Origin of the sequence: Desulfosporosinus nitroreducens, assembly GCF_023897015.1 — a bacterium.
Classification (GTDB): domain Bacteria; phylum Bacillota; class Desulfitobacteriia; order Desulfitobacteriales; family Desulfitobacteriaceae; genus Desulfosporosinus; species Desulfosporosinus nitroreducens.
This window is the reverse complement of the sequence record NZ_JAMHFY010000025.1, coordinates 1-25,312: the sequence shown is the minus strand read 5'-3', so window position 1 is coordinate 25,312 and position 25,312 is coordinate 1. Positions and strand designations below refer to the sequence as shown.

The following is a 25,312-nucleotide window of genomic DNA, read 5'->3' as shown; positions in this document are numbered from 1 at the left end:
GGCACATTCAAAAAATAACAAGTCAGTGTGCCAGTCTATGCAAAACATTCTAAAGCCCTCCGCCTTGGTTTAGGTTGAGGGCTTTACACATAATTGGACGAAGGGTTTAGTTGGTTTTATCTAAAATAAGGATGTGAATTATGAATATTAAGAGATATTTCATTGTGGTTGAAGGGATCGTACAGGGAGTAGGATTCCGTCCTTTTGTCTATAATCTTGCGAATTCCTTTGATTTAAAAGGATACATTCATAATAATTCTGACGGGGTTCACATTGATGTTGAGGGTTATAAAGAAACTATTGACAAATTTCTGCAAAGAATAGAACACAATCCACCTCCACTTGCCCGAATAGAAAAAATATCGGTAAGAGAAGAAACAGTCTTAAACTATTCCATTTTTGAAATTATAGAAAGTAAAAAAACATTTGATAAGATAACCTTAATATCACCAGATATAGCTATTTGTAAGGATTGTGAGGAAGACATTAAAAGCAAAACAAATAGGAGAAGCGGCTATGCTTTTACCAATTGTACAAATTGTGGCCCAAGGTTTTCGATAATCAAAGCACTCCCGTATGACAGAGAAAAAACCACTATGAATGAATTTAAAATGTGCAAGGAATGTGAAAGAGACTATTCAGATCCTACAAACAGACGATTCCATGCACAACCTAATGCCTGTCAAGATTGCGGTCCAGAGCTTTGGGTTGAAGATAATAAAGGCAATAGATTAGAGATAAAGAATCCTATTAGGTTTGTTCAAAACAAGATTGGGGAAGGAAGAATATTTGCTATAAAAGGTTTAGGCGGCTATCACCTGGTCTGTGATGGATGGAATGAAGCGGCTATCCACAAATTGAGGACTAGGAAAAGAAGACCCTTTAAACCTCTTGCTGTAATGATGAAAAATGTCGAAACTATAAAAAAGCATTGCAAAGTAACTAAACTTGAAGAAGAATTACTTACAGGAATCCGCAAGCCTATCGTTATTTTAGATCAAAAGCAAAACTATGATTTAGCAAGAAATATTGCGCCTAATCAGAAAACTCTAGGTGTAATGCTACCATACACCCCGCTTCACAGTTTATTGTTTTCATATGAACTTGAAGCTCTGATTATGACAAGTGCCAATGCGAATGGGCTTCCCATTGAATATACAGACTCCGCTGCTAGAAAGAGTCTGTCTGAGATTGTAGACTATTTTTTAATTCATAATAGGGAAATTTATCAACCAATTGACGACTCGGTCTTAAGGGTGGTGGAGGAAAAACAAACGATCATAAGAAGGGCCAGGGGCTTTGCACCAGAGCCATTTAAGGCATCAAATATGAGGGATATCTTAGCATGTGGTCCAACTATGAAAAATACTTTTTGTATCAGTAAAGACGAGTTTTTGTTTTTGAGCCAGTTTAATGGGGACCTAGAGAATTTAGAGACCTTTGAGCACTATAAAAACAATATTGAGCGTTATAAAGAGTTGTTTTCTTTTTCCCCAAAATTTATCGCTCATGATATGCATCCGGAATATCTGTCAACTAAGTACGCGCTAGACTATAATTTGCCTAAAATAGCTGTGCAGCACCACCATGCTCACATAGTTAGCTGCATGTTCGAAAATAATCTAGAACGAAAGGTTATTGGAGTTTGTTTTGACGGAACGGGCTATGGGACTGACGGCAAGCTTTGGGGTGGGGAATTTATGGTCTGTGATAGAAAAGAATTTACCAGAGTAGGGCACCTTGATTATGTTAAAATGCCTGGAGGAGAAAAGGCCATCAAAGAACCCTGGAGAATGGGGGTTTCTTATCTGTATAAAGCCTTAGGGACTAATAAAGAAGCTTGTGGTGGGTTATTTGAACTATATGGTGAAGCCGCCAAAAATCTTATTACTATGATAGATTCTAATATTAATTGTCCTCAAACCTCAAGTGTGGGGAGACTCTTTGATGCAGTATCAAATATTATTGGAATCACGGATAAAGTGACTTATGAAGGTCAGGCAGCCATTGAACTTGAAGCGGTATCAGACATTGAAATTAAAGAAGCATATTCTTATAACATCATAAAACGGGATATTTATATCATAGAACCTTATGAAATGATCAAAGAAGTTATCCTAGATAAACTTGATGGGGTATCTAGTAAAATCATGGCTTCGAAATTCCAAAATACTATTGTGAATTTAAGTGTAAGTATGTGCACTTACCTTAGAAGAGACACAGGTATCAATGAAGTTGCCTTGAGTGGGGGTGTATTTCAAAATTCCTATTTACTAAAGAAAATCTCTGAAAATCTGAAGAAAGAAGGCTTTGGAGTTTATACTCATACCCACTTACCGTCTAACGACAGTGGTTTAGCCATTGGACAGATAATTATCGCTAATACAATTGTAGGAAATGATTAAAGACCCGCAGCTTGAGCTGGACTTCGCTGTCTGGTGGATACAGCCAGAAAGCTTTCGCCGGAACAAATAGACTGGTCGGGCATGATCTCCAGTTCTATTAGTTCGGATTGAAGTTCTTCGCATATCTCCCTTATCAACTCCTTTAAGCGAACTTCAATTCAGGCGCAGGCGACTGCCATAGTTGCACTTATGCGCCGGCCATGGATGGCCAAGTGCCCCTGTAGCCATGGATGGCGAGAAGGGGTCTTCAGAAAGTATATACATTAAAGTTATAATTCACAATAAATGGGATAGGAACTTTTTGTTTCCTATCCCATTTAACTTTATTAAACTATACTTAAAAAAATGATATTTTATTCTATTCCGGTATGTTTGAGTTTAAACTTACCAACATTCTTATAAGCGCTTCCTTCCGTAAAGGACTTTCGGAGCTGGGTACGGGCCTTGTGTAAGCGCCATTTTACGAGTTCGATAGATATATTCAGAATTTCAGCTACCTCTTTGGTGGAGCAACCATTAACTTCCCTAAGCACATAGACTTCTCGAAGTTGAGTCGGAAGTTCAGAAATTGCTTCGAAGAGTATATCCCGCATTGCGGTTTTTTGACATTTTTGATCTGGGTCTTGACTCATATCACTTTTTTCTGGTAATTCATTTGAAGGGTTTTCTTTACGAACACAGGTTTTACGCTGATAATCAATGGTAGTATTAACTGCAATACGATATAACCAAGTTGAAATCTTTGATTGTCCGTTGAAGGATTGTTTGGATTTAAAAGCTTTCAAAAAGGTTTCCTGTGCTAAGTCTTGAGCAAGATGATAATCTCCTGTCATACCAAAAATTAAGTTGATAATTTTGGACTCGTTTTCTGAGATTAAGTTTTCAAACGAAAATTCACTATTTATTTCATCTGGACCATAAATATTTTCACGGATTTGCATTAATATTCCCCCATATTTTTCATTATCATATTTTTGACGATAAAAATATACAAAAGATAGTTATTTGTGCTATCTAAAATAACATATCCTACGTTTAAAATAGATAATAAATAAAGGACGTGTTATATATGGAGAATACTGTAAGATTTCAAAATTAACTGCTTTTAGAGCTTTTTCAAAAATGAATCGAGCATGTTCCTCCAGGTGTCATTGTTCATCACTCTGCCAATTGTATGTTACAAAAGAAATTCTAAGTCGATCCGCAGAAAGTGGTGAAAAAGTTTCTAAGGAAATCCCGAAGGACATCTTGGATTTGTTTGTAAACTAAACTCGCATTATTTTGTTCATAGTTTAAACTGGTTATTCTTATTTAAGTAAATATTTTCAAGGCCTAAATAAGAGATTAATCAATAAGGGAGCCCATCACTCAGTGTGACAAGCCCCCTTAAATCAAGAGATTTATTTAATTAAATGAGCAAATAATGCTTTATTACTTTCTACACAATTACCGCAACCCGTACCAACTTTCGTAACAGTCTGTACCTCTTCAAATGAACGAGTACCATCTTTAATCGCATTTACTATATCTTGAACCCTAACTTTCATACATCCACAGACTATTTGATTTTCATTAATCTTTTTATTTAATAATACTTCATCGACAAGTTTTTTATTACCTGCAACACAATTACCACAACCCGTTCCGACTTTGGTAGCAACTTGTACCTCTTCAAACGAATTCGCACCCTTATTGATGGCATTCATTATATCTTTTTCCGTAACATTCATACATCCACAGATTACTTTGGGCTGTTCTTTGGCTTTAAAAAGAGATAGTATTGAATTTAACATTTTGACCCCTCACTTATAGTTTATTTGCATTTTCTTCTAATCACAGGTTAATAAAGAGTAATTCTTTGAAGGTTCCCTTTACTTTCGATCAGCTTTTTGTCCGTAAATTAGTCTATCAAACGAAATCGGTCCCGCACCCTCTATAACTAAGAAGAGAGCAATCATAAATAGGGCAAAAATAAATTCTATGCCGTGCTTAGCGCCTTCCACAAAGAAACCATTTACCCAGTGGACTTTAAGCATTGCAACTAGACTTATAATGGCAAGTCCAAATGCCGCAGGACGGGTTAATAATCCCAGAATAACTGCAATACCACCGAGAAACTCGATTGATATTGTAAGACCCGCTAATGATGGGGGAATATTTAATGTTTGAGAAAAGAAACCGATAGTTCCTGCCCAACCATAACCACCAAACCAACCAAGTAGCTTTTGCGCTCCATGGGCAAAAAAGATGATTCCCAAGGCAAGACGTAGGATTAATAGACTATTGGTTTGTGAAACTGAAAACACCTTTTTTATTAGATTGTTCATTTATTTTCTTCCTTTCCGTTTTTAATTAAGTTTGTTGGCGCGCTAACCAAACTACATACATTAAGACGGAAAATCTTTAGTAGGGATAGTAAATAAAATATAGAAATTAAATCCATCTACTTCTTCTTTGACTAATGGCGGTTAACAACGGAAGGTAATAACTTAGAATAGAGATTTAATAAACTTCACATTGCAACTAAAACCTGAAAGTGCAGTTAAACCCGAAAATTAATCAGGTTTAACTGCACTTTGCTATTGAGACAATTTGCAAATTGGGGACTCGACAGTTGATTTCCATAGAAGCCAAGTTTAAATGTATTTTCCGGTTATAGACCTATTACATTCCTTCAACCCCATCAGGTTCCCGCTATAAAGAATCTCGCCACCTCGGTTTCCACCGTCCGGTCCCATGTCGATAATCCAGTCGGCTCTCCTGATTATATCGAGATTATGCTCAATTACAACTACGGTGTTTCCTTTTTTTACAAGCCTGTCAATAATCGATAGAATATTAGTTATGTCTGACATATGAAGCCCTGTTGTGGGTTCGTCCATAATATAGATGTTGCCTTTTTTGTTTAATTCCTTGGCAAGCTTCAATCGTTGGCACTCGCCACCTGAGAGAGTGTTCAGCGGTTGCCCCAAGGTCATATATTGAAGCCCCACATCAATGATACTTTTCAGTTTTTTCATGATCTCCTTATGCTCAAAAAACTCATTTGCTTCTGTTATGCTCATTTCCATAATGTTGACAATGTTCTTGCCCTTGTATTGATAACCTAAAACGTCCTTTTTATAGCGCTTTCCTCCACAATCTTCGCAAACAGTTTTCATGGAATCCATAAATGAGAGGTCAGTTTCAATAAATCCCGTTCCGCCACAATTAGTGCAACCACCCTCGGAGTTATAGCTGAATAGCCCAGCGCTCACCTTATTTTCATCTGCAAATATCTGGCGAATCAAATCCATGATTCCTGTATAGGTGGCTGAATTAGACCGAATGTTAGCACTGACAGCGCTTTGGTCAATCACCACTGCTTCAGTATATTCTTTTATAAAAACCTCATTGACTATGGTACTTTTACCCGAACCGGCGACACCCGTGACTACCGTAAACAAACCTTTAGGTATCTGCAGGCTCACGTTTTTTAGATTGTGGATACTGCTTTTCTTAGTTTCATAAAATTCATGGCTAATCCTTGGATTCTCGTTAAGTTCAAGCCTTTTTCCTAGAAACTTTCCTGTTAATGTATCTGCCTGTTTCAAATCCTCAAAACTGCCCTCGAACACGATATTTCCGCCCTGTGAGCCTGCCTTTGGGCCGACATCCACAATATGGTCGGCTATTCTCATAACATCGGGGTCATGTTCAACAACGATAACGGTATTTCCCTTATCTCTGATTTTGAGCAGCAACTCGTTTAGCCTATGAACATCTCTGGAATGAAGCCCTATGCTTGGTTCATCGAAAATATACATAACGTCCGTTAAACTGCTTGACAAGTGTTTGACCATTTTGACACGCTGCGATTCTCCGCCCGACAAAGTCGATGTTTCCCTAGTCAGGCTCAGATAATCCAGTCCGATATGAATTAAGTTCTCTAGTCGTTCAACGATGCTTTGCACAATTGGAGCAAAGGTTTTATCCTCTATTTTTTTAAGTACCTCAACTAATTCGTCAATTTGCATAGCGGTCATATCATAAATGTTATATCCCTGTATTTTCGAGGATAGAGCTATTTCGTTATACCTTTTTCCATTGCAATCAGAACATTTTTGGATGGAAGTAAAGGCTTCAATCTTTTTCTGATTAGCCTGGGACTTTTCCCGATCTGTTTTGATGTTTTGGCGAGTGAACCTTTCTATAAGTCCCTCATAGGTGGAATTCATTTCCCCATCCATGATGTTTATCAAAACCTTTTCGGGTTTTGCGTAAACTAATTTATCATACTCTTCTTTAGTATAGTCCTTGATCTTCTTGTCATTGTTAAAGAAGCCGTGATTGGCATACATTTTCCATTGCCAAGTGCCTACCCCGAAACCCGGAAGTAAAATTGCGCCATCGTTTAATGATTTTTCTGTATTTAATGCCTTATCTATATCCAAGGTCATGATTTGTCCGAGTCCTTCACAGGTTTGACACATGCCATGTGGGTCATTGAAGGAGAAGTTAAAGGATAGACCAATATTTGGCTCACCCAATCTGGAAAAAAGCAACCTCAATAAGGAGTTAATGTCTGTGATTGTACCCAGTGTAGAGCGTGAATTCCCCCCAAGGCGTTTTTGGTCAACGACAATGGCGGTTGATAAGCTAGAGATCGAATCAACGTCTGGTCGTCCATACTTCGGAAGAAAGGTACGCACAAAATTACTGAATGTCTCATTTAACTCTCTACCTGCTTCTTGTGCTATCGTATCAAATACAATCGATGATTTTCCAGAACCCGAAACTCCAGCAAAAATGGTCAGCTTCCTTTTGGGTATTTTCAAACTGACATTTTTCAGATTGTTTTCTCTAGCACCAAGTATTTCAATAAATTCGGTTTCCATCAGTATTCCTCCATCGTAAAGATATTGCCAATAGCACCAACATCCTTCAGAACGCTGGTGCTCAATTTTCATATTCATTTATAAGCGGTGGACTATACTGTAACTCATTTTTACCCTGACTTCAAGTTTTACAGTGTCAAATGATCAGTAGTATAGCGCCATGAAAAGTCATTCGTTATTATCACGAAAATAGGAGGCGGTTTCAGTGGAAGAAAATACGAAACTGGCCAAGCGAAAAGCTTATCTTTTTCCGATCATCATTATGATCGTGATGGGGCGTCATCATCTTTATGCCAGCTAGTTCTTTTAAAAGGTTTATTTAACAAATATTTTTTCAAAACAAAGTATTGACCTGAAGTTAACTCTATCCTTTAAGATAAGTAATCGGTAGAGATAATCATGATTTTGAATCACTGAGTGATGAGGAGTGATGGCCGTTGCCATTGAAAGACTGGATTGATCAGATAAAACAAGGAGGTAAAGAAGATGAAAAGGTTTTTGGTTTTTTCTATTTCACTTTTATTGGTCCTCTCACTTGTGGCTTGTCAACGCAACGAAACCTCCACAAATGATAGTTTGTCCTCGCACACTGCCGCGGTTAATGAAAATCAAACAATAAAAAGCGAGTCGGTTGGAAGTCAGGTGACAGAAAGTATACCGGATGAAACCAAGCTCCCTACGAACACGATTAAAACGGTAGGCACATCAGAAAATACGGTTTCACAAAACTCAGTTACAGGCAATAAAGCTGATGGCAGCAAGACTGATGCTAACAAGCCCGTGGATAATAATCCGACTCAAGCACCAAGCGGAACAGCACAGGAAGACAAAGCCTCTTCCCCAAGTTCACCTTCCATTTCTCATGAAGAAGAACCTGCAAAAGATGTTCGAATCCGGCTGACTTTTAATAATAGGAAAATTATCGTGAAAATGAATGATAACCCCACAAGTAGGGATTTGGTTAAAAAACTTCCTCTAAAATTGAGTTTTAAGGATTATTCAGGCACGGAAAAAATCAGTTATCTCCCCCAGAAACTTTCTACTGAAGGTTCTCCATCAGGCTACGATCCTTCGGTTGGAGAGCTGGCATATTATGCTCCCTGGGGCAACATATGCTTTTACTACCATGATTTCGGTTATTCAACAGGAGTGGTTCCATTGGGCAGCATTGAGTCCGGTATGGAATCTCTTACAAGCATTGATGGAGATTTCACAGTTGCGATAGAAAAGTATTAGGCAGAGTAATTAGAATCTGTAAAAAATACATTATGATAAGGACTCGCCATTTGGGATGATCGAGCAAAAAATATGCAGCGGACATCGAGAACTGGTTGCGGAGGCTGGAAATTATGATTAGAAACATACTGAATCTTGTGATGACACTAGGCCTCTTGGTTGTCATGGATTATCGCTTTACTGACAATGCTATCCATGAAATACTCGGCTTGTTCATTATACTGCCATTTGTTACCCGGCGCTTCATACGAAACACGAAAAGAATTCCGGGACTTCATGCGATTGACGAAAGAACCATTTGTCAGCAAGACCATCGACGTTCGTGATTGGAACGTTGCCCGCCGATCGGGAAGACGTTGGCGGCACAAACCGACCGTAAACGAAAAACCGCCACGCGTCAAATAGGGCAATCAATCGAACACCGTTGCGGTTTCTTTTTTTGTGGCGTGACAAAGCGCTTGTACGGAACATTTAGCTTGTGTCGTTTGTGGACGACAAAAAGACGGAAGTAAACCAAACTATCAATAAAGGTCATCTTATGTATCAAGATAGCCGCTAATGCCATAACCATAAATACTGCTACCATAGTCCAATACGGAACGTAAAACAATTAATCACCCCTAACTACTATTTTTAACAGAACGATTCTTTGTTTTCTAAATTTAACTTTCTAACACCAAGTGCATGATTTTCCCAAAGTAAGTCTTTAACCATCTCCGCCTGAGTTTCTTTACACTCGATAATTAATACAACTTCCGTCGCCTTTAACTTTTTCTGTCTATCATCATATTTCTTAGTGGTTATAACTTTATTATTAGACCTAAACTAAAACCCGCAAACAAACCGATTAATCCCCATAAAATTGGACCCCATGCTAGTATAAAGCCGTAGATTCCTCCAAAGAGACAAAATAGAGTTGCAAGGATCATAGGTAAATCCAACAAACTTAACCCATCAGAAGAATGCAAAGTATCAAATAGCTTTCTGTCTTCCCCTTTTTTATCCAAAGATACACCAAGAATGTTTTCTTTGGCGATTCCTTTCATTTGAATTGCTGTAATAGCCAACTCTAAATAATTTGAATGGTCAAATGTTGAGACAATATACATACGTTCACCGCTTCCATCCATTTTCCCAACGGGCATTCTAAAGTTTTTATTTTCATAATTCTTCTTTAGAAATTTAGTTTGTTCCCAATCAAACACCTTGTTATTAGATGTAGTATTTTGATAGGCATCATAGATTGCAGAGAGATAGACACTAGGAAGATTTAAGAACCATTGTGGATTAATAATTGATTTAGCGTAGTCAAACTGTCCCATTAAAGTGTAATGGAAAGCTGGAAGGAATTTGGACTGCTGGATAATCACTATAAACCAAATAATCATAAACAAAGCCGCAGGAATCTGATGAATTAAGACCTGTCCAAGTCCTGGCATCAAGGCCGACCACATAGCCGCATTCCATGGTGTTCGCTTATCTAAATAATTAATTTCAATCGCACTGATGTTAAACATTTTAACTTCGGCATCTTCTCTAGTTGCTAAGATATATTGATGATTTAGGTCGATTGTAGTTCGATAGGCATCCCAAACGGCGAAAATATACGTTGGAATATATAGAAGTACCCAATTAATATCAAGAACGTCTTTTGCCATTTGAAATCTGCCTGTAAAGGAATATAGCATCGCCAGATTTATATGTGCATTCGTATTAACGAAAAGTTCCCAAATAAACAAAAGGTATCCCCTTAGATATTTTGATAACAATAAGTGACCTAAGCCGGGAAATGCCAAAGACCACCAAGCGATTACGATAGGGCTTCTTAAATGAAGTTGTGTCGTACCAAGTGTACTGACATATGCTATGTAACGTCGTACAGATGAATTTGATGCGGGACGATCCACTCGAATACCTCCGACATTTTTTTTAGTATGCCCTAATTTTCAAGATAACCATTCTAAATTCAACATGCGACCAACGGCATTTATTCAAAATAAATAGAACCGCATTTCTGCGGCCTATTGGCATGGCGCCCACGATCAAAAGGGGGTTACAACTATGACGAATCAAGACTTGATTATCAATCAACCACACTTCATTCGTTTTGTCCGGGTATTGAAGGAAATCGAAGTCAATGACGCAAGCCGCAGATTGTCGGTAAGTCGCCGAACTTATATAAACCCCTCAGTCGCTGGGCGCAGGTCTTTTCTGACGCCGATTGAGGGGGTTTCTTATGACTGTCATTTCAGTAATTTCAGCTTGTCCTCAATAGGGATAATTACATCTTCATAACGTTTGATCTTTACATTGAGACGGTGAGGGTGTTTTGTATATCGTGCTGGGAGCGGAGCAAGCTGTAAACATACTAATAATTTGTGATATACTATGGGATGTATAAAGCTTAATGGAGGTTAATATGAATCACGAACAGGAACAATTTTTAAGTTTTATTTTAGAAAGAGTAAAAGATGACAAGGTAGAGGAAGCAAAAGAATTACTTGTTGAAAACTTTAAGAAGCTGACAGAAGGCAATTTTACACAGGATGATATTATGCTGTTTTTCCCTAAAATGATTGCTTTGCTAAAGCCAGAAAAGTTGGAGGAAGTACAAACCGTTGTTATGCAGTTTGCTGAAAATTTTAGTCATTTGCTGCCTAACAGCAAACTCGGATAATTACCAAAAGTCAGCTGGTTTATTATGTTTCTAGATAAGCAAAAAAGACTAGCTTCAAACTCAATAGCTTATAATTAAAAGGGGGTGTCGCAAAACTATTAAAAAGTAATTTGCGACACCCCCTGCTTTGATTTTAAAAAATCGTCCTTCGCTATCAGCTTCAAGCGGCATCTTTTTTGTCGTCAAGGCACGGCACGTGGAGACGATTACTGAGCCTCAAATACCCATACTTTCCTGGTCTTGCATTGAAAATCCTTCTCTTTTAACATCACTCATTTTTAATGAATCATCTTTTATTTCAACATTCTTAAGCTTTTTGACTGCCCCATATGCTTCTTTTAAGGAAAGCTTATCTCCTCTCCCAGAAATAACCCATAAGGTTTTATACCCCCTGGGTATTGTCAGAAGCTTTTCTTCACCTTTGCCATCCGTAAAATAGACTAACAAATTAACCTTATGCCTATTAGCATATTCAAAAACCGGGGTAAATTTGGTGCCTCCTCTGATATTACTTCTATCTTTTAGATCCTTTACTGATTTGACGTTATACACACGTCTGATTTCACTGTCACATTCGATAATCGTAATTTCATGATTATAATTTTTAACGATAGCCAGGACTTCTTGGATGGCTTGATTAAATTCCTGATCACTAATGCTGCCACTGATATCCAAGGCAACAACGATTTTGGCTTTATGACTTCTAAGTTGACCTCTTATATCTAATCGCTCGGGTTGCCTACGATTTCTTCTGGATATCGTCTTCTTTTTATTGCTTTCAACCGTTCCCATCAGCCTCTTAAGATATAAATTCCAAGGCAATTCACCCTTGCTGTTTTTAAGGGATGAGATCATGCTTTCTAAATAATTTGGAATGCTGCCTTTTTGAGCATTATCAATAAACTTCTCCGTAAATTCTTGAAGGGTTTTTTCATCGATATCACTGGAGTCTGCCCAAAGGTCATGGGCTTTTTCAGGATTATACTCGGTTTCTATTGTTTCGTCCTGATCAGGATCAGCGGCAGCATCGTTAGCAGCCCCGGCTTTATCGTTGCTATCATCAGCGTCATCTGTATCACTTTCATCGGCTGCATCCTCATCCGCTTCCAGCAAGTCCAGGGCGGTTTGGATCTCTTCCGCATAATATTCAAAGGGTTTAAAGGGCAGGAGGTTTAACGAATAATTTAAATTCACCCATTCTAAGGTAACAGAATAGGGGGGGAGATGATCTAAATAGGTATTGACGACGATATTCATGGCCAGATTGATGGCTAATGTGCTGTAGCCACCCTTAAATTCTTTGGCTCTGATTAAATGCCTAGATAATATATGGAGTATTTCGTGTTTAATGGTACTTTCCATTTGTTTGATATTAAGATTTAAAAAAATGATGGGATTAAAATAGATAATATACTTAGCCCCTTTAAAATTCACAGCAGTAGGACTGCTGATGTCAAATCGTATTTCGCGGGACATTTGCATCAAAAAATAGCCATAGAAATTATCTTTGTCTTCCATAAGACTTAAGTTGACTTTATCTACAAGGCTAAAAAACTCTTCTTTAAACTCTTTGGGTATATTTACCTTGGAATTTTCATCTTTGCGCTTTGCTTTTAAGAAATTATTAATGATAATATCCGCTTTTTCATAGAGCTCTTTAACTTGGTTATCAAAAAAACTATCCATAGATTATCACCTTATTAAACGATAAGATTCAAAATATGATTCGATAAACGCTTCATTTTCTATGGCATGTTTGTATACTTCAGGATAACTGTTTTTAATATCTTTCATGATTCCTATCTTTAAATCTACAGGATGTATTTTTAAAAACTCAATCAGCCTGTCCATATAAAAACTTGAATCATCACTATTGTTTAATAGATTTGATTCTAAGTTTTTGAGAATATTCTTTGCGGATAGATAAAGTCTGGTATGGCTTTCGTTTTTCACTCTTTCTATGATCGATTCAGGAAGAGAATTTCCTAAAAAAACATCTTTATAAGATATGAGCGAACGATAATCTGATTCAACAAAGCTCACAAACTCTTCTGCTATTAATCTCCCGACATTCCCCTTGATAACATTTAAAAACACGGATCTAGGTATGGAATCTTTTTTATCCTTATAAATTTTATAACTGCTGGAAATTCGCTCATAGCTTCTGGGCGTTGCGCTAAGATCATCTTCGTTGATCTTATGCAAATAATCGGGGAAAGTAGAGATAAACTCGACAACCTTTTGCTCAATTCCGGCCTCTATTGCCCAATCGATCCACTGATTATAATCTGGCTCCATAGATAACCAGACAAATCGATTTTCTTGGGCGGCATCCATATCGACAACCTGGTAATCAAAATCTGAACCATATTTACTGGAAGGATTCATAGCGGCTAAGATTTTTACACCTTCAGGTAATTTATAGCCATTGATTTCCCGATTTAAAATTAAATTCATAAGTTCCTGTTGGACTGTATGTTCACAGCGATTAATCTCGTCGATAAATAAAAGAACGGTTTTTCCTTGAGATATTTCTTCATCAATTTCCCTTAGCTTATGATGGACGGCATATACCGTCGCTTTCTTTTCAACTTGATCTTCTTTATCATTAACTCCTGCATAAGACTCTATCGTTGGCAGACCACCGATTTCACCTTCTTTAAGGAGATTTCCATTAATCACAATTAAACTCCAATGATTTTCTTGAGCAATTTCCTTGGCTAAAGCTGTTTTTCCGATTCCGCTTTCCCCAACGATTAAAGGTACTTCTCCAGTCGATAGTACTAAGTCAACACTTTTTAATGTGTCTGTAAAATTCATGATGTCTCACTCCTATAGCATCTTCAGCTTTTCATCGACAGCTATTTTTTTTGCCTTTTTACTTCCATATTTATAAATAAACATGATCTTGTCGGTTGGCATAATGTCGCTATTTTTATCTATATTACTACAATTTAAATAATCTCTCACATATTTTTCTTCAACATCTTCATTTGATAATGATTCCTTTAACGTTTGTTCTAATTCATCTTTAGATATTTCTTTCATAACATATTTAATCACTAAAATATTTACTTTCAAAAATTCTAAAATTTTATTTTTATCTAAATCATTTATAAAGGTAATAGCCCGCTCATTATTCTTGATAGCTATAAGCTCTGCATTATGTGTAGGAGAATTTATATATTTCAAGGCATCATAAGTGATTTTTACAGCCTCTTCTTGTACACGTTCGCAAGGGTCTTTGATAAATTTTATTGAATCGTTATTTTTTCGTACAGCTAATAATTGCAAGTCTTCACTTGGATTCTTCACATATTTAATAGCCCAGCCAGCTTGATTGATCGCTAATTTTATTATCTTCTCGTTGGGATTTTTAAGATACTCTAAGTTAACCCATCCATCATTTATAGCTTTGATCATCATATCTTCAGTAGGGTTATTTATAAATTGAATCGCTCGCCCATTATTGTCTATAGCAAATTCTTGCATCTCTTGAGTTGGATTTTCTATATATTTTAATGTAAGTCCATTGTTTTTAACAGCCAATAACTTTATCTCATCGGTAGGATTAGTTATATAGGCTATGGCATAAGGATTATTCTTGATCATTTCAATCAGCTTTGACTTTTCCATAGTGTTACTTTCCTTCTTTGATTATTTTTAGTATTACTTAGTGTAATAGATACTCTTCAAGTTAATCTAAATAAGATGATTATAACACTGGATAAAAAAAGGGTCTATAAATGCAGGCATTCTGCGGCCAACCTATATGTAACACTTCACTGTTTCAGAAGCAACTAATTTACGCACCGTTGATTTGGAGAAGACTAATCGTCCCATCAAAATTGTTACTAAGGTCACTATCCATTTTCCTAATTTCAAATTGTTATAGCATGTAATCTAAAAAATACTTCTTAATATATTGATATACGCATAAACTATGCGTATAATATAATTGAAAGGAGGAGAACATAGTGACGGTTCGGGAAGTCCTAAAGATTCTGAAGCAGGAAGGTTGGATAGAGAAAGAAACTAAGGGCTCACATATCCAGCTGATACACCCATCAAAATCAGGAAAGGTAACATTACCGACCCACAAGGGCGACATTCCGATAGGTACACTTAACAGCATATGGAAGCAGGCGGAGTTGAAATAAACCCGCACCCTGCTCTTAAATAAATAATCTTTTAGAGGTGATTAGCTTGCGTAAATTAACATATTTTGCTATTTTTGAACCGTCTACCCATGGGGCATTTGGAGTATATTTTCCAGATCTACCGGGCTGTATTTCAATGGGCGATGATTTTCAGCACGCTCAGACTATGGCAAAAGAAGCTTTGGGGCTACATCTTTGGGGTATGGAGAAAGACGGGGACATAATTCCAACTCCTACTCAGCCGCCATTTGAGGACACTCCTGTAGGATCTATAATTGCTCCTATTACCGTGTTTCCAGAAATCGTAAAGAATGAGATGGATAATCGGTCCGTAAAGACAAATATAACGTTACCGGCGTGGCTAAAGGAGCTTGCTGAAAAACAAGGAGTGAACTTTTCACAGATTACCCAGGCAGCCATTAAGGAGTACCTTGGAGTGGATAGACCTTAAAATGCTTGTCAAAAACAACGATCAAAGCAAAAGCCAATAACACTAATGATATTTCCTTTTGCGGTATATTTCCCGCCCTTTAATATTAAAATAGCAACATCAGGATCAGCAGTTGCAATTTGGCAGTACCTGGCGATCGCCACATAAGCTAAAATGATGCTTGATATAAAGAGCATAAGATCATCTATGTCTCCTGTGATCCAGGGACGTTGGCACGGGATCTGGGGATGCTGCAGAGCGGGGGATACCGAGTGGTTGAGGTGTAGCCGGTGGATATATTTCCGTGGACGATGCATGTGGAAGCCGCAGTCCTGTTGCAACGCGTGGAACGCTGACGTTGCAAAACTTAATGGGATTTCGGAAAATATATGCTTTGACGTGAGTGAATTCCCTCACGTCTTTTCTTTTTGGTAGAATATTAATGGGTGTCTCATTTTAAATAGATGTGAAGGAAAATGAAGAATGTAAGGGTTATACCCGCTGCATTAGACAAGAAAAAGCTGAAAACGCTTGTTATAATCCCTACAAGTTCAGTATCCATGCCGAATGACAACCCAAATAATAAAGGTGGAATATCTAAATGGCGTACTTTTAGTGTCAGATGAGTTGATTACACCTATGGAACAAATAATGAAATCATTTAAATTTGGGCAGCTAAGCAAAGGCGAAACAGAAAAATACTTATCAATGCGGAATACTGATTTTGATAAAAACTATGAATGGCCACAGGAAATAATAGAAGTTGAAAAGGTCTTCCCGGATGCTTTAACTGTCGCAAGGCAACAATGGGCAGGGGATATATCGGACGAAAGGTTAGACCGTATATTAAGGAATAGGGAAGTTCTATCAGACCAAGACGCCCTAAATATTGCGGTAGCGTTATATTTTCTAAAGAATCCACGTTTCAAGGAAATGGCATTTTATTTCTGCAGGAACTACTCCTATGCGCCCGTTTGGTATAAGATCTATGGGCTGCTTGCAGAAATAAAAGATGAAGAAGTTGAGAATTTCTTTATAGAATACCTTATTGAGGACGATAAAGAGCATCCAGAGATAAAGAAAATTATAGATAGATACTTTTTAGATTGACAGTCTTGCTTCGATAAATTGTAATGAAAGCATGAATGTCAAAAGTCGCCAAACAACGGTTTTTTTATTTCCCCGTTGGGCGACACAAGCTCCATTTTATAGATGTCTTTTCAAATAAATCATATCCACTAACTGTTGTCCATTTTCATACATAGGGTGGTCGTAATTGTCTACAAAAAAGTTTTTAACAATGTGTGATTTTGCAAATCCGCATTTCTCGTAGAAATGAAGTATCATAGGGCTATCGCCTGTTCCAACATATAACTCGTTACCAGATTTTTTGTAGTAATCAGCAATAAATGAGATTAGATGTTGTCCATATCCTTTCCGTTGATATTCAGGAACGGTAACAATATTCTTAATTTCATAAACGCCGGATTGCTCTTGTGTAACAATGCAAATCGCCTTAACATCATCATCACACAAGGCGAACATATCACCACGATACAAATATTTTTCTATCATGCTTACCTGTTCATCTGCAATAAGTAGCAATTCCATGTACTTTGTTTTATCGCTATCAATAATTTTCACAATTTCCATTCGATATTTCCCCTTTCCTTTCCTCTGTTATCTTTACAAATCCATTATACCGTTTTCCATTTCAAATAGGGGAACACACATCGTTGTAAAAAAATAGATGTGCCACTTTGTAAAGTGGCACATCTACTCATAAAATTTGCATACTCCGTATAATGCGTTGAATGCTTTTGGGGGTTAAAAAGTATTTCTCTGACAGTTCAAAAACAGTCGTGCCGTTTTTGTAACTATTGTATATTTCAAAATTTCTTTCTTTGAAATATGCTTTCGTATCTGTCTTTTCTCCCCACTTACATTTTTTTGATTTTATTTTTGGAATGTATATAACTTGCCCGTCAACATATTCTTGGATTTTTTCAATCAATCCCTCGGGCAGAATTTCCAAAGCGTGAACATAGCCCATTGTGCCCTCCTAAAAATTATTCTTTAGGATAGCAAAGGCTATTGATATTCTGTTTGAGTGATATGCAATAGCCCTTGCTATGCACAATGTTTCCTGCTTTTCCTTATAGTTCATCCCCCCAATCTTTTATATTATAACTTAAACAAATTTTATTTTTAAGTAACTTTTGCAAAGAATTGAACATTGCTCCACGGTATATTGCGTCCATTGAGAATAGTGGACAGCATCCGAGCTTGCAAATCTTTTATGAGCTTGTTACGTTTTTAGATGTGTCAGTAGATCAGTTTTTCTTTGCAGATAGTAACATATACAAGTCTACTCAGCGTAGGCAGCTCGAAAGCCTTGGGGTACTAGCATTTTTGGTTTGAGGCTAGAAGTCCTCATCATTTGATTACAGAGCATAAGGAAGAAGTTATATATAGAAAAAAGAGAGACAAGGCACTTAAACAGGCTAATTTCAGTTCAAGCTACTATGCTAACGTGAAAAGTAAATACAGAGATAACAATCCCAGAGGGGTGCGGCATCTTTTTTGCCCACTCAAGGCATACAGAATCGGTCTGCTTGCTTGAACGTGTATAAAGCGTTTGGGGCATATTTATAGTAGCTGGGAATTACATGACCCTGGAGAATATAAAAACAGATGACATATCCTCTTATTACAGGGATAGCAACTTGAGAGTTTTTTACGTAAAAGGTTACAGGGGAAAGGTTATTCCCGAATGACTGAACTTGTGATACTCTAATAATTGTTAGTAGGAATGGAGATTAGCACCTCTGGCAAAGATTGAACAGATTAAAAGTTAACCAAGAAGAAATATATTATCAAATTTGGCATTTGTAGTTATAATAATTGCATGATTTGTTGTTATTAATACTGGTTGTGCCTGCCGCAATTCTTAACCGGCCATTATTTAATTCCTCACAGTAAATATGCCATTATTTACATTGGTACGGATAATCTCAATACCTTGTAGTCCAAGTATTATTGTCGTAAAATCAAAGACGTTATTACTATTCGATATACCCTCTTAATTTGTTTTTTATTGGCGTAAAAATTGTGGATGCAGGATGGACACGGAGCAATGTTATGAGGGGTATCCGCATGAGGGGAGAGGGAAGTCAGATGAAAGGGATGAAGAAAACCCTGGGGGTACTGGCTTGCATCTGCTGCACCAGTCTACTGTGGCTGACGGCCTGCGGGGGAAAGACCGACACAAACGGTCTGCAGACGGGAGAAAGCCCGGCCGGCATATCGGCAGGAATGAATGCCGATGCGGGAAGCGGACAAGGGGACAAAGCGGAGGCTGCAGAGGAAGGCTATATATTTAAGGACAGCGATTCAACCCGGCTGACAGAGGAAAATGTCCGTAACCTGGATTACCGCTTGCTATATCTTGCCAGAAATGAAATTTTCGCCAGACATGGCTATATCTTTAAGGATGAGGGATTGCAAAAGTATTTCGGAGCTAAAAGCTGGTATGCGAAAAATGCAGCTTTCAATAATGAAATCTCGGACATTGAAAAAGACAATGTGGACTTGATTGAAAGATATGAAGCAGTACGGAAGGAACCGGCAAAAAGCCAGGGACTGCCCCTGGGGAAATATGCCCGCTTTGACCTGGATGGGGATGGGAAGCCGGAAGAAATCCGGTACAGCCTGTCGGAAGGAAGCGATTTCACCCTGACCATTAACGGTGCCGCCGTCCATGGCAGCGGTACGAATGTGGAAGAGGGTTTTTCCATTGTCGACCTGGACATTATGGACGGCGTAAAGGAAATTGTGGTTCAGGAGTATGGCCCCAGTGAAGATTATAGAACTACCTTTTATGCCTATGGGGGCGGGAAGATCATCGAGATGGGCCAGGTTCAGGGCCTGTGCGGAACTTACAGCCGCTTGCCCGGAGACGGGAAAGTAATGGCCCAGACGCGTTTTCAGATACTTCAAACATGGTTTTATGACGATGAATACCGCATCAATGAGCAGCATGTGCTGGAACACGTGGCAAAACCGCTTTATCTGTCAACCTTCAAGGAACAATACGTAACAGTCAAAAAAGCGCTGACCCTCTACACAGCTCCGAGCAGTCAAGAGGTGGCGGTTCGTGTGGTACCCGGAGATAAATTGCTGCTGGTGGGCAGTGATGACAAGGAATGGTGTTATGCAACTACCGCGAACGGCGTAAAAGGATGGTTTTCTGTCGAAGGATTCCAACAGGTACGGGAACTGGGTATTCCGGCCGGTGAGGTTTTCGACGGGCTATACTTTACAGACTAAGGCCATAATCGAACTAAAATATTTTAAAAAGTCTTCGGTTCATAAATAAAATTAGTGCCAGGCCATGGTAGTGGTATATAAAACAACTTTAAATCATTTTGAAAAACGGTGGATCGCTAATCCACCGTTTTTTGTGTTCAAATATTTGTATAAGGCGGATGAATCCGGTATTGTCTTTCACACGGGTGCATTTAAGGATGTGTACAAACAAGTTGTGAAAAATCCAAAGGTTCAGCTTTGCTTCAATGACTTTAAAAGGAACATCCAGGTTCGTGTCAGAGGAGAGCTTGAGATAGTAAATGATAATGCATTGAAGGAAGAAATATCTGAGCACCCGTCACGTAAATTTCTGAAACCATGGAAGGAAAGCGGCAGCTTGCAGGATTTTTATAATTCTTTTATCGTATTCAGACTAAAAAACGGGAAAGCTTTGACATGGACAATCGAAACCAATTCGGCTCCGAAGACGGATATTCAGCTTTAAGGTAAAAAGGAAATTTTAATGGCGAGAAGGGAATCCTTATAAAAACAGAAATATCCGAGATTATGCAACTTTAAATTAACTGCTGGTTTTAGCGAATATGGAAAGCTATAACGCAATTTTAATCGATCATGGCAAATCTCAACCAGAGAGACTTCAGCTTCCAACAACCGGTATGTTCTGCCAGGAAACAACCCGTGTTGCAAACAACAATATGATGTCTGGGGAACATCACCCAAACATCCAGTAGTGTAAAGACAAATGGATACTTCACCGCAAGGGGCTACCAGCTTCAAGCGGCATCTTTTTTGTATCCTCAAGGCACGTGGAGTGCGTGGTTGTGCTATATCGGGGTTAAGCGAAGGCCTTGGTATGAGCGGGTTTGAGAAGGGGTATAGTCTTTTTATAGTTAGAAGCGTACAGGGAAATATATTGCATTTGTATTGCCAGATCGTAAGGTCTGGCTTTTATTGTTTTTACTTGGATTATTTGATTGACCTGTCTATGGCTTTATAGTTTATAGTTATAAATAAAAAAATTATTAGAAAATCGTCAGGAGGTCAATATGAAGAAAATTAATATCAATAATAATCTTTTCCTTTTATTATGCGGCCAGCTCATTTCGCAGATTGGAGATAAATTCTATTCACTTGCACTTGCCTACTGGGTTCTTCAGACTACGCACTCCCCATCGCTGATGGGCATTGTGTTGTTTTTCTCCATGGCACCCGCGATCATGACCGGCTTTTTTTCCGGGGGTATTATTGACTTTTTTAACAGAAAAACACTCATGGTTAATACGGACATTATCAGGGGACTTGTTGTTTCCGCGGTGGCTGTTTCATATTATGCAGGTGCATTGAATATGCTTATAATCATAGCTGCCCAGGTAATACTTTCCATATGTTCTGCGTTTTTCGATCCTACAGTTCAGGCGATTATTCCGCAGATAGTAGAGAAAGACGAGCTGAGCAAGGCCAATGCGAAAAGCCAGTTTATTGGCGGTATTGCGCTTGTCGCAGGGCCGTTACTGGGCGGTATTTGTGCAGTCTGGTTAGGGTATGGTTTTATCTTTTCATTTAATGCCTTATCTTTTTTTATTGCAGCGCTTCTTGCAACCTTACTTGTTATTAAACCTCTTACGAGAGCGGAGCATTTAAAGAAAAGAATCAGAGAAAATATTTTTGACGGCTATAAATACATTTTCAAAAACAGGAGTATAATCTTGATCGTGTCTGTTATTGCTATTTTACACTTTTTCGTGGGTTCCGTTCAGGTAATCATGCCTGTATTTGCTGTGACTTTGAAGGGAAACGGGGCACAAAACTTGGGATATATTGAATCCTTTTATGGGACAGGTGTTATTTTAACAGGTTTTTTACTGAGCTTGACGAGTATAAACAACAAGGAAAAGGAATTCATGTACGGAGGCATCTGCTTTATCGGTCTGGTCTATGCGTTATTCGGCATTTTAAGCAATTTGGGTATTCGTGATGTATTTCCATATTTCCTCATATTTTTTTCAATGAGCTCCGCAGTTGTTGTCATTAGCACTTGCTATCGTGCCATTCTGCAGAAAAATGTTGAGTATGCAATGGCAGGAAGGGTCTTCGGCATAATAGGCTCAGTAGGTAATTTTACTTACCCCGTTGCGATGCTTATATTTGGTGTATTGTTAGATTGGTTCAAGTATGGACAATTGTTGATGTTCTGTGGAATTATAACTATAACTCTGGGTCTTGTTTTATTCATGCTTAATAGACAGAGTACTGGTGTTTCTGTTTAATTAGATAAACTGGCTGTTGACCTGGAAAAAAGTTATAGAATATACTTAAATAAAGAAATGATGAGGTGTTTATGGTAATATCCGTGAGCAAAATTGCAGCCAGATTTGGGATTTCCAGGAGTGCGTTATTATATTATGACTCAATTAACCTTCTCAAACCTTCCGCTAGGAATGAGGTAGGGTACCGGTTGTATAGTGATGCAGATATGGAACGATTGAAAAAAATAATGCTTTTCAGGGAAGCTGGAGTGCCGTTAGCTGAAATTGCAAATCTTTTAAATGCAGAAGATTTGGAGGTTACTGCACTACTTTTGAAGAGACTCGGAGAACTGAACAAAGAAATAGAAGTGGTAAAAAAACAACAAGATGTAATTATTAAATTATTAGAAAACAGTATTTTATATAAAAATTTAAAGCGTATTGATGAAAGCACATGGCTTACAATATTGAATTCGGCAGGTATAAATAGAGAAACGTCGGACGAATGGCATTCCGAATTTGAAAAGCATTCGCCCTTGCAACATCATTATTTTCTTGAGTTACTCGGATTTGATGAAGAGGAAGTAAACAATCAAATAGAGTATTATGGAAGATTGAACAAAAAATAGGTTTTAAAAAATATAGCTTTTGCATCGTTATAGAGCACCGTGGTCACAGCAAAATGACTATATTTAATATAGCTCTATTGGCGTGACAGGGCACGCTGAGAGTATAGTTCTGATGACGAAATGTGGCTTGAAGGGCAAATAGGGTTGGTTATCCTTTTCATTATCTCAGCTACATATTCGAGAAGCTTCCAAATATAAATTCGAAAGATAAAACCGCATTAGACGATCGACTGCCGTGGTCAAAAACTATTCCTGCGTACTGTAGGTCAAAAAAATTGAGTAAATTATTAATCCTCACCGGAGCAAGGTGGGGATTATTTGGAATACTGCCATTAATGGAGCAGAACAGTAAAATAAAAAAGTAAGATTCGATGCGCTGGTATATGCTGGCGCTTAGTTTGTCTTGCCACAAGTTAGGCGAGAAGTGGCGGCCGCCGTTCTTTTTATTGCTCCACCTAAACTCGCGGCGTAACGGGAGTGGAGGGTGTTTTGTAATTTTAATGATGTTTCTTTTGCTGTTACAATCTAAAAATGATCGCCGAAAAGTAATCAAGAGAACCTTTATGAAGCGGCTATTTATAAGCATTTAGTCAACTGGTAAAATGGATCAATTTAATATTATTTTCCCTGGACTAGGTGCTTTGCGTAAATTTTTAGTGTTTCCATCGTTTCGCAATTTGGGCAGACATTAAATTCTTCTTTAGAATTCGCATTATCATACTCCTGCTCGCATTTCGGGCATATAGGGCATTTCTGATCTTCACTCATTACACATTCCCACTTTCTTATTTCTTTAATAACTGCTCATGTATATCCTGAATCATGTTTTATAATAGGAAGTTCTTTGTACCTCTAAATATAGTATGCATCAATAAATGATTCACCCACAACAATGTAAATCCCTTCCGGTCCCATGTCGATAATCCAGTCGGCTCTCCTGATTATATCGAGATTATGCTCAATTACAACTACGGTGTTTACCCGTTTACGGGTGAGTCAGTAGAAAAGAACAAAAAAAAAATAGCCCCAAAACCCCTTTAGAGGTAGTTCGGGGCGGAGTGCGATTGGCGGAACTTTCAGTAAGCCTTTAGGCTCAGCCTGTACCCCGCTCTTATAGGGCTAGAGCAAACCACCCGCTGAGCGGGTGGAAGTGATTGACTCGGCAATTTCCTCAGCCCTTTACCCACTTTGCCACCACAAACCCAGGATTTCCTTCTCTTTTCTCCTCGAGAGAAAGGGCCTCAGCTGTTGTTTGAACATTTGGAGGGAAGAAAAGACATTCTCCAATTTCGGCAGGTACACCGATTTGCCAGGAACCTATTTCCTCTTTGGTATAAAGAGCAGCGCGGGCAAAGACAGAAGTGGGCTTGTTACGAGCTGTCTCCCCATAGTATTCACTCCAGGCAGTCATACCAGCGATGAGTCCGATCATCATACAGCCTCCGGGCTTTAACCGACTAAAAAGTTTTCTCAAGACGTTTTCCGGTTCAGGTACGAATTCAAAGGCGGTCATGGAAAAAATCCCATCATAGGTTTCAAGTTGATCCAGAATTTCTGTAATATCAGCATGCCACCAGTAAACAGGCTTAGCTTTTGCGGTGTTTACCTCAATCGCCGCTAGTTTCTTTTTGGCCAGAGCCATCATTTCACCGGAAATATCGACAGCAGTGACCTCATATCCCTCTTGCACAAGCCAGCTCGTATATTGTCCAGTACCACATCCGATCTCAAGAACCTTGGGACCCGGTGCCTTAAACATGGACTGGGCCAGGTGGCGTTCAACTTGATCAGAGACTGATCCAAGCTCAGTATCATACCAGGAATCATAATGTGTAGCAACGTGGTCAAAAAGTGCTTCGTTCATTTCATTCACCCTCGTGTTCCTATTTCCAATTTTTTATATGTAACTTTCTACTTTTTGCTTTTTAATTCCTTCTTCACCTTTCCTTGAAGTTCGATAATCTTGGCAAGAATTTGATTAAAGCAGGTTATTAGGTCACAGTTACGCCCTCAAGCAACATTTGTTCAGAAACCGTAGCAAGGATAGAGCGGAAGAGGGCAAAAGCCCTGTTATTCGGGTTCATCATCTGAACTCCCGGGTTGTTGCCAATATTGGTCTTCTGTCGTCATAGGTAGAGAGTGTGGGAGTCTTTGGATCGCTATGCCTTAGGTAAATCTTGCACCAAGGCCAGGTTATCCGTCTCTCTGAGTAGCATTGTGGCCGCTGTAGAGCGCAACTTGTGGAACGGTATTTGTCAAATTAGTTGTCGCTAAACTCCAAAATTATATATAAGTTAAGAGGACTGTTTTTCCTCAATGATTT

At 38.3% G+C, this 25,312-nt stretch carries 25 protein-coding genes and 1 pseudogene; 14 read left to right on the top strand and 12 right to left on the bottom strand.

The genetic code is table 11. The features are described 5' to 3' along the window. Window positions 1–140 precede the first annotated feature (140 nt). Window positions 141–2,405, top strand: a complete 2,265-nt coding sequence (hypF, locus tag M8E35_RS20835) for a carbamoyltransferase HypF (protein WP_252472023.1) — start codon at window positions 141–143, stop codon at window positions 2,403–2,405. Window positions 2,406–2,758: 353 nt separating this feature from the next. Here the strand turns inward: hypF and M8E35_RS20830 are convergent, their stop codons facing one another. The 4 genes from M8E35_RS20830 to M8E35_RS20815 all read right to left on the bottom strand — a co-directional run bounded on the left by M8E35_RS20830 (window position 2,759) and on the right by M8E35_RS20815 (window position 7,282). Further along, window positions 2,759–3,346, bottom strand: a complete 588-nt coding sequence (locus M8E35_RS20830) for an RNA polymerase sigma factor (RefSeq protein ID WP_252472021.1) — start codon at window positions 3,344–3,346, stop codon at window positions 2,759–2,761. 459 nt (window positions 3,347–3,805) lie between these two features. Next, on the bottom strand, window positions 3,806–4,198 hold the full coding sequence (locus M8E35_RS20825; RefSeq protein WP_252472019.1) for a (2Fe-2S)-binding protein: 393 nt from the start codon (window positions 4,196–4,198) through the stop codon (window positions 3,806–3,808). A gap of 78 nt (window positions 4,199–4,276) precedes the next feature. After that, window positions 4,277–4,732, bottom strand: a complete 456-nt coding sequence (locus tag M8E35_RS20820; RefSeq protein ID WP_252472017.1) for a DoxX family protein — start codon at window positions 4,730–4,732, stop codon at window positions 4,277–4,279. 309 nt (window positions 4,733–5,041) lie between these two features. Continuing rightward, complete coding sequence (locus M8E35_RS20815; RefSeq protein ID WP_252472015.1) at window positions 5,042–7,282, bottom strand: ATP-binding cassette domain-containing protein; 2,241 nt, start codon at window positions 7,280–7,282, stop codon at window positions 5,042–5,044. A 486-nt stretch (window positions 7,283–7,768) separates the two neighbouring features. Between M8E35_RS20815 and M8E35_RS20810 the strand changes: the two genes are divergently transcribed. Together M8E35_RS20810 and M8E35_RS20805 are read left to right on the top strand one after the other, a co-directional pair. Continuing rightward, complete coding sequence (locus M8E35_RS20810) at window positions 7,769–8,518, top strand: cyclophilin-like fold protein (protein ID WP_252472003.1); 750 nt, start codon at window positions 7,769–7,771, stop codon at window positions 8,516–8,518. 113 nt (window positions 8,519–8,631) lie between these two features. Beyond that, complete coding sequence (locus tag M8E35_RS20805) at window positions 8,632–8,844, top strand: hypothetical protein (protein WP_252472001.1); 213 nt, start codon at window positions 8,632–8,634, stop codon at window positions 8,842–8,844. 474 nt (window positions 8,845–9,318) lie between these two features. Here M8E35_RS20805 and M8E35_RS20800 read toward each other — a convergent pair whose 3' ends face one another. Continuing rightward, the gene (locus M8E35_RS20800; RefSeq protein ID WP_252471999.1) at window positions 9,319–10,425 is read right to left on the bottom strand and encodes a hypothetical protein; all 1,107 of its coding nucleotides are present in this window, start codon (window positions 10,423–10,425) and stop codon (window positions 9,319–9,321) included. Window positions 10,426–10,579: 154 nt separating this feature from the next. On the opposite strand from M8E35_RS20800, the gene M8E35_RS20795 reads away from it, so the two are divergent. Further along, complete coding sequence (locus tag M8E35_RS20795) at window positions 10,580–10,813, top strand: hypothetical protein (RefSeq protein WP_252471997.1); 234 nt, start codon at window positions 10,580–10,582, stop codon at window positions 10,811–10,813. Between the two features lie 124 nt (window positions 10,814–10,937). Next, window positions 10,938–11,195 carry a hypothetical protein gene (locus tag M8E35_RS20790; protein ID WP_252471995.1) on the top strand — a complete coding sequence of 86 codons (258 nt, stop codon included), beginning with the start codon at window positions 10,938–10,940 and terminating at the stop codon, window positions 11,193–11,195. A 216-nt stretch (window positions 11,196–11,411) separates the two neighbouring features. Here the strand turns inward: M8E35_RS20790 and M8E35_RS20785 are convergent, their stop codons facing one another. Genes M8E35_RS20785 through M8E35_RS20775 form a run of 3 tightly spaced genes read right to left on the bottom strand, consistent with a single transcriptional unit; the run spans window position 11,412 to window position 14,831 of the window. After that, on the bottom strand, window positions 11,412–12,881 hold the full coding sequence (locus M8E35_RS20785; protein WP_252471993.1) for a vWA domain-containing protein: 1,470 nt from the start codon (window positions 12,879–12,881) through the stop codon (window positions 11,412–11,414). Window positions 12,882–12,887: 6 nt separating this feature from the next. Continuing rightward, window positions 12,888–14,015, bottom strand: a complete 1,128-nt coding sequence (locus M8E35_RS20780) for an ATP-binding protein (RefSeq protein ID WP_252471991.1) — start codon at window positions 14,013–14,015, stop codon at window positions 12,888–12,890. A gap of 12 nt (window positions 14,016–14,027) precedes the next feature. After that, complete coding sequence (locus M8E35_RS20775) at window positions 14,028–14,831, bottom strand: hypothetical protein (protein WP_252471989.1); 804 nt, start codon at window positions 14,829–14,831, stop codon at window positions 14,028–14,030. A gap of 341 nt (window positions 14,832–15,172) precedes the next feature. Between M8E35_RS20775 and M8E35_RS20770 the strand changes: the two genes are divergently transcribed. Both M8E35_RS20770 and M8E35_RS20765 read left to right on the top strand, forming a co-directional pair. After that, window positions 15,173–15,355, top strand: a complete 183-nt coding sequence (locus M8E35_RS20770) for a type II toxin-antitoxin system HicA family toxin (protein ID WP_252471988.1) — start codon at window positions 15,173–15,175, stop codon at window positions 15,353–15,355. Window positions 15,356–15,401: 46 nt separating this feature from the next. Continuing rightward, window positions 15,402–15,806, top strand: coding sequence for a type II toxin-antitoxin system HicB family antitoxin (locus M8E35_RS20765; protein ID WP_252471986.1), 405 nt, complete (start codon window positions 15,402–15,404; stop codon window positions 15,804–15,806). 8 nt (window positions 15,807–15,814) lie between these two features. Here the strand turns inward: M8E35_RS20765 and M8E35_RS20760 are convergent, their stop codons facing one another. Beyond that, complete coding sequence (locus tag M8E35_RS20760) at window positions 15,815–15,982, bottom strand: hypothetical protein (protein ID WP_252471984.1); 168 nt, start codon at window positions 15,980–15,982, stop codon at window positions 15,815–15,817. On the opposite strand from M8E35_RS20760, the pseudogene M8E35_RS26770 reads away from it, so the two are divergent. After that, window positions 15,974–16,141 (top strand): annotated as a pseudogene (locus M8E35_RS26770) (23S rRNA (uracil(1939)-C(5))-methyltransferase RlmD); the annotation flags it as partial. The gene M8E35_RS20760 and the pseudogene M8E35_RS26770 sit on opposite strands and share 9 nt — an antisense overlap. Window positions 16,142–16,400: 259 nt before the next feature. Then, window positions 16,401–16,895: a hypothetical protein gene (locus M8E35_RS20755; protein WP_252471982.1), complete on the top strand. Its 495-nt coding sequence runs from the start codon at window positions 16,401–16,403 to the stop codon at window positions 16,893–16,895. Window positions 16,896–16,991: 96 nt separating this feature from the next. Here the strand turns inward: M8E35_RS20755 and M8E35_RS20750 are convergent, their stop codons facing one another. Both M8E35_RS20750 and M8E35_RS20745 read right to left on the bottom strand, forming a co-directional pair. Continuing rightward, window positions 16,992–17,438, bottom strand: coding sequence for a GNAT family N-acetyltransferase (locus tag M8E35_RS20750; RefSeq protein ID WP_252471980.1), 447 nt, complete (start codon window positions 17,436–17,438; stop codon window positions 16,992–16,994). A 127-nt stretch (window positions 17,439–17,565) separates the two neighbouring features. Then, on the bottom strand, window positions 17,566–17,838 hold the full coding sequence (locus M8E35_RS20745; RefSeq protein ID WP_252471978.1) for a CD3324 family protein: 273 nt from the start codon (window positions 17,836–17,838) through the stop codon (window positions 17,566–17,568). Between the two features lie 176 nt (window positions 17,839–18,014). Between M8E35_RS20745 and M8E35_RS20740 the strand changes: the two genes are divergently transcribed. The 5 genes from M8E35_RS20740 to M8E35_RS20715 all read left to right on the top strand — a co-directional run bounded on the left by M8E35_RS20740 (window position 18,015) and on the right by M8E35_RS20715 (window position 22,989). Further along, window positions 18,015–18,206 carry a helix-turn-helix domain-containing protein gene (locus M8E35_RS20740; protein ID WP_373887470.1) on the top strand — a complete coding sequence of 64 codons (192 nt, stop codon included), beginning with the start codon at window positions 18,015–18,017 and terminating at the stop codon, window positions 18,204–18,206. 756 nt (window positions 18,207–18,962) lie between these two features. Continuing rightward, on the top strand, window positions 18,963–20,114 hold the full coding sequence (locus M8E35_RS20735; protein ID WP_252471976.1) for a YARHG domain-containing protein: 1,152 nt from the start codon (window positions 18,963–18,965) through the stop codon (window positions 20,112–20,114). A 70-nt stretch (window positions 20,115–20,184) separates the two neighbouring features. Further along, a complete protein-coding gene (locus M8E35_RS20730; RefSeq protein ID WP_252471965.1) occupies window positions 20,185–20,598 on the top strand; it encodes a pyridoxamine 5'-phosphate oxidase family protein in 414 nt (137 codons plus the stop codon). Window positions 20,599–21,160: 562 nt separating this feature from the next. After that, complete coding sequence (locus M8E35_RS20720; protein WP_252471963.1) at window positions 21,161–22,381, top strand: MFS transporter; 1,221 nt, start codon at window positions 21,161–21,163, stop codon at window positions 22,379–22,381. Between the two features lie 71 nt (window positions 22,382–22,452). Beyond that, window positions 22,453–22,989 carry a MerR family transcriptional regulator gene (locus M8E35_RS20715; protein WP_252471961.1) on the top strand — a complete coding sequence of 179 codons (537 nt, stop codon included), beginning with the start codon at window positions 22,453–22,455 and terminating at the stop codon, window positions 22,987–22,989. A gap of 1,171 nt (window positions 22,990–24,160) precedes the next feature. On the opposite strand, the gene M8E35_RS20710 is transcribed toward M8E35_RS20715, so the two are convergent. Further along, the gene (locus M8E35_RS20710) at window positions 24,161–24,853 is read right to left on the bottom strand and encodes a class I SAM-dependent methyltransferase (protein ID WP_252471959.1); all 693 of its coding nucleotides are present in this window, start codon (window positions 24,851–24,853) and stop codon (window positions 24,161–24,163) included. Window positions 24,854–25,312 lie beyond the last annotated feature (459 nt).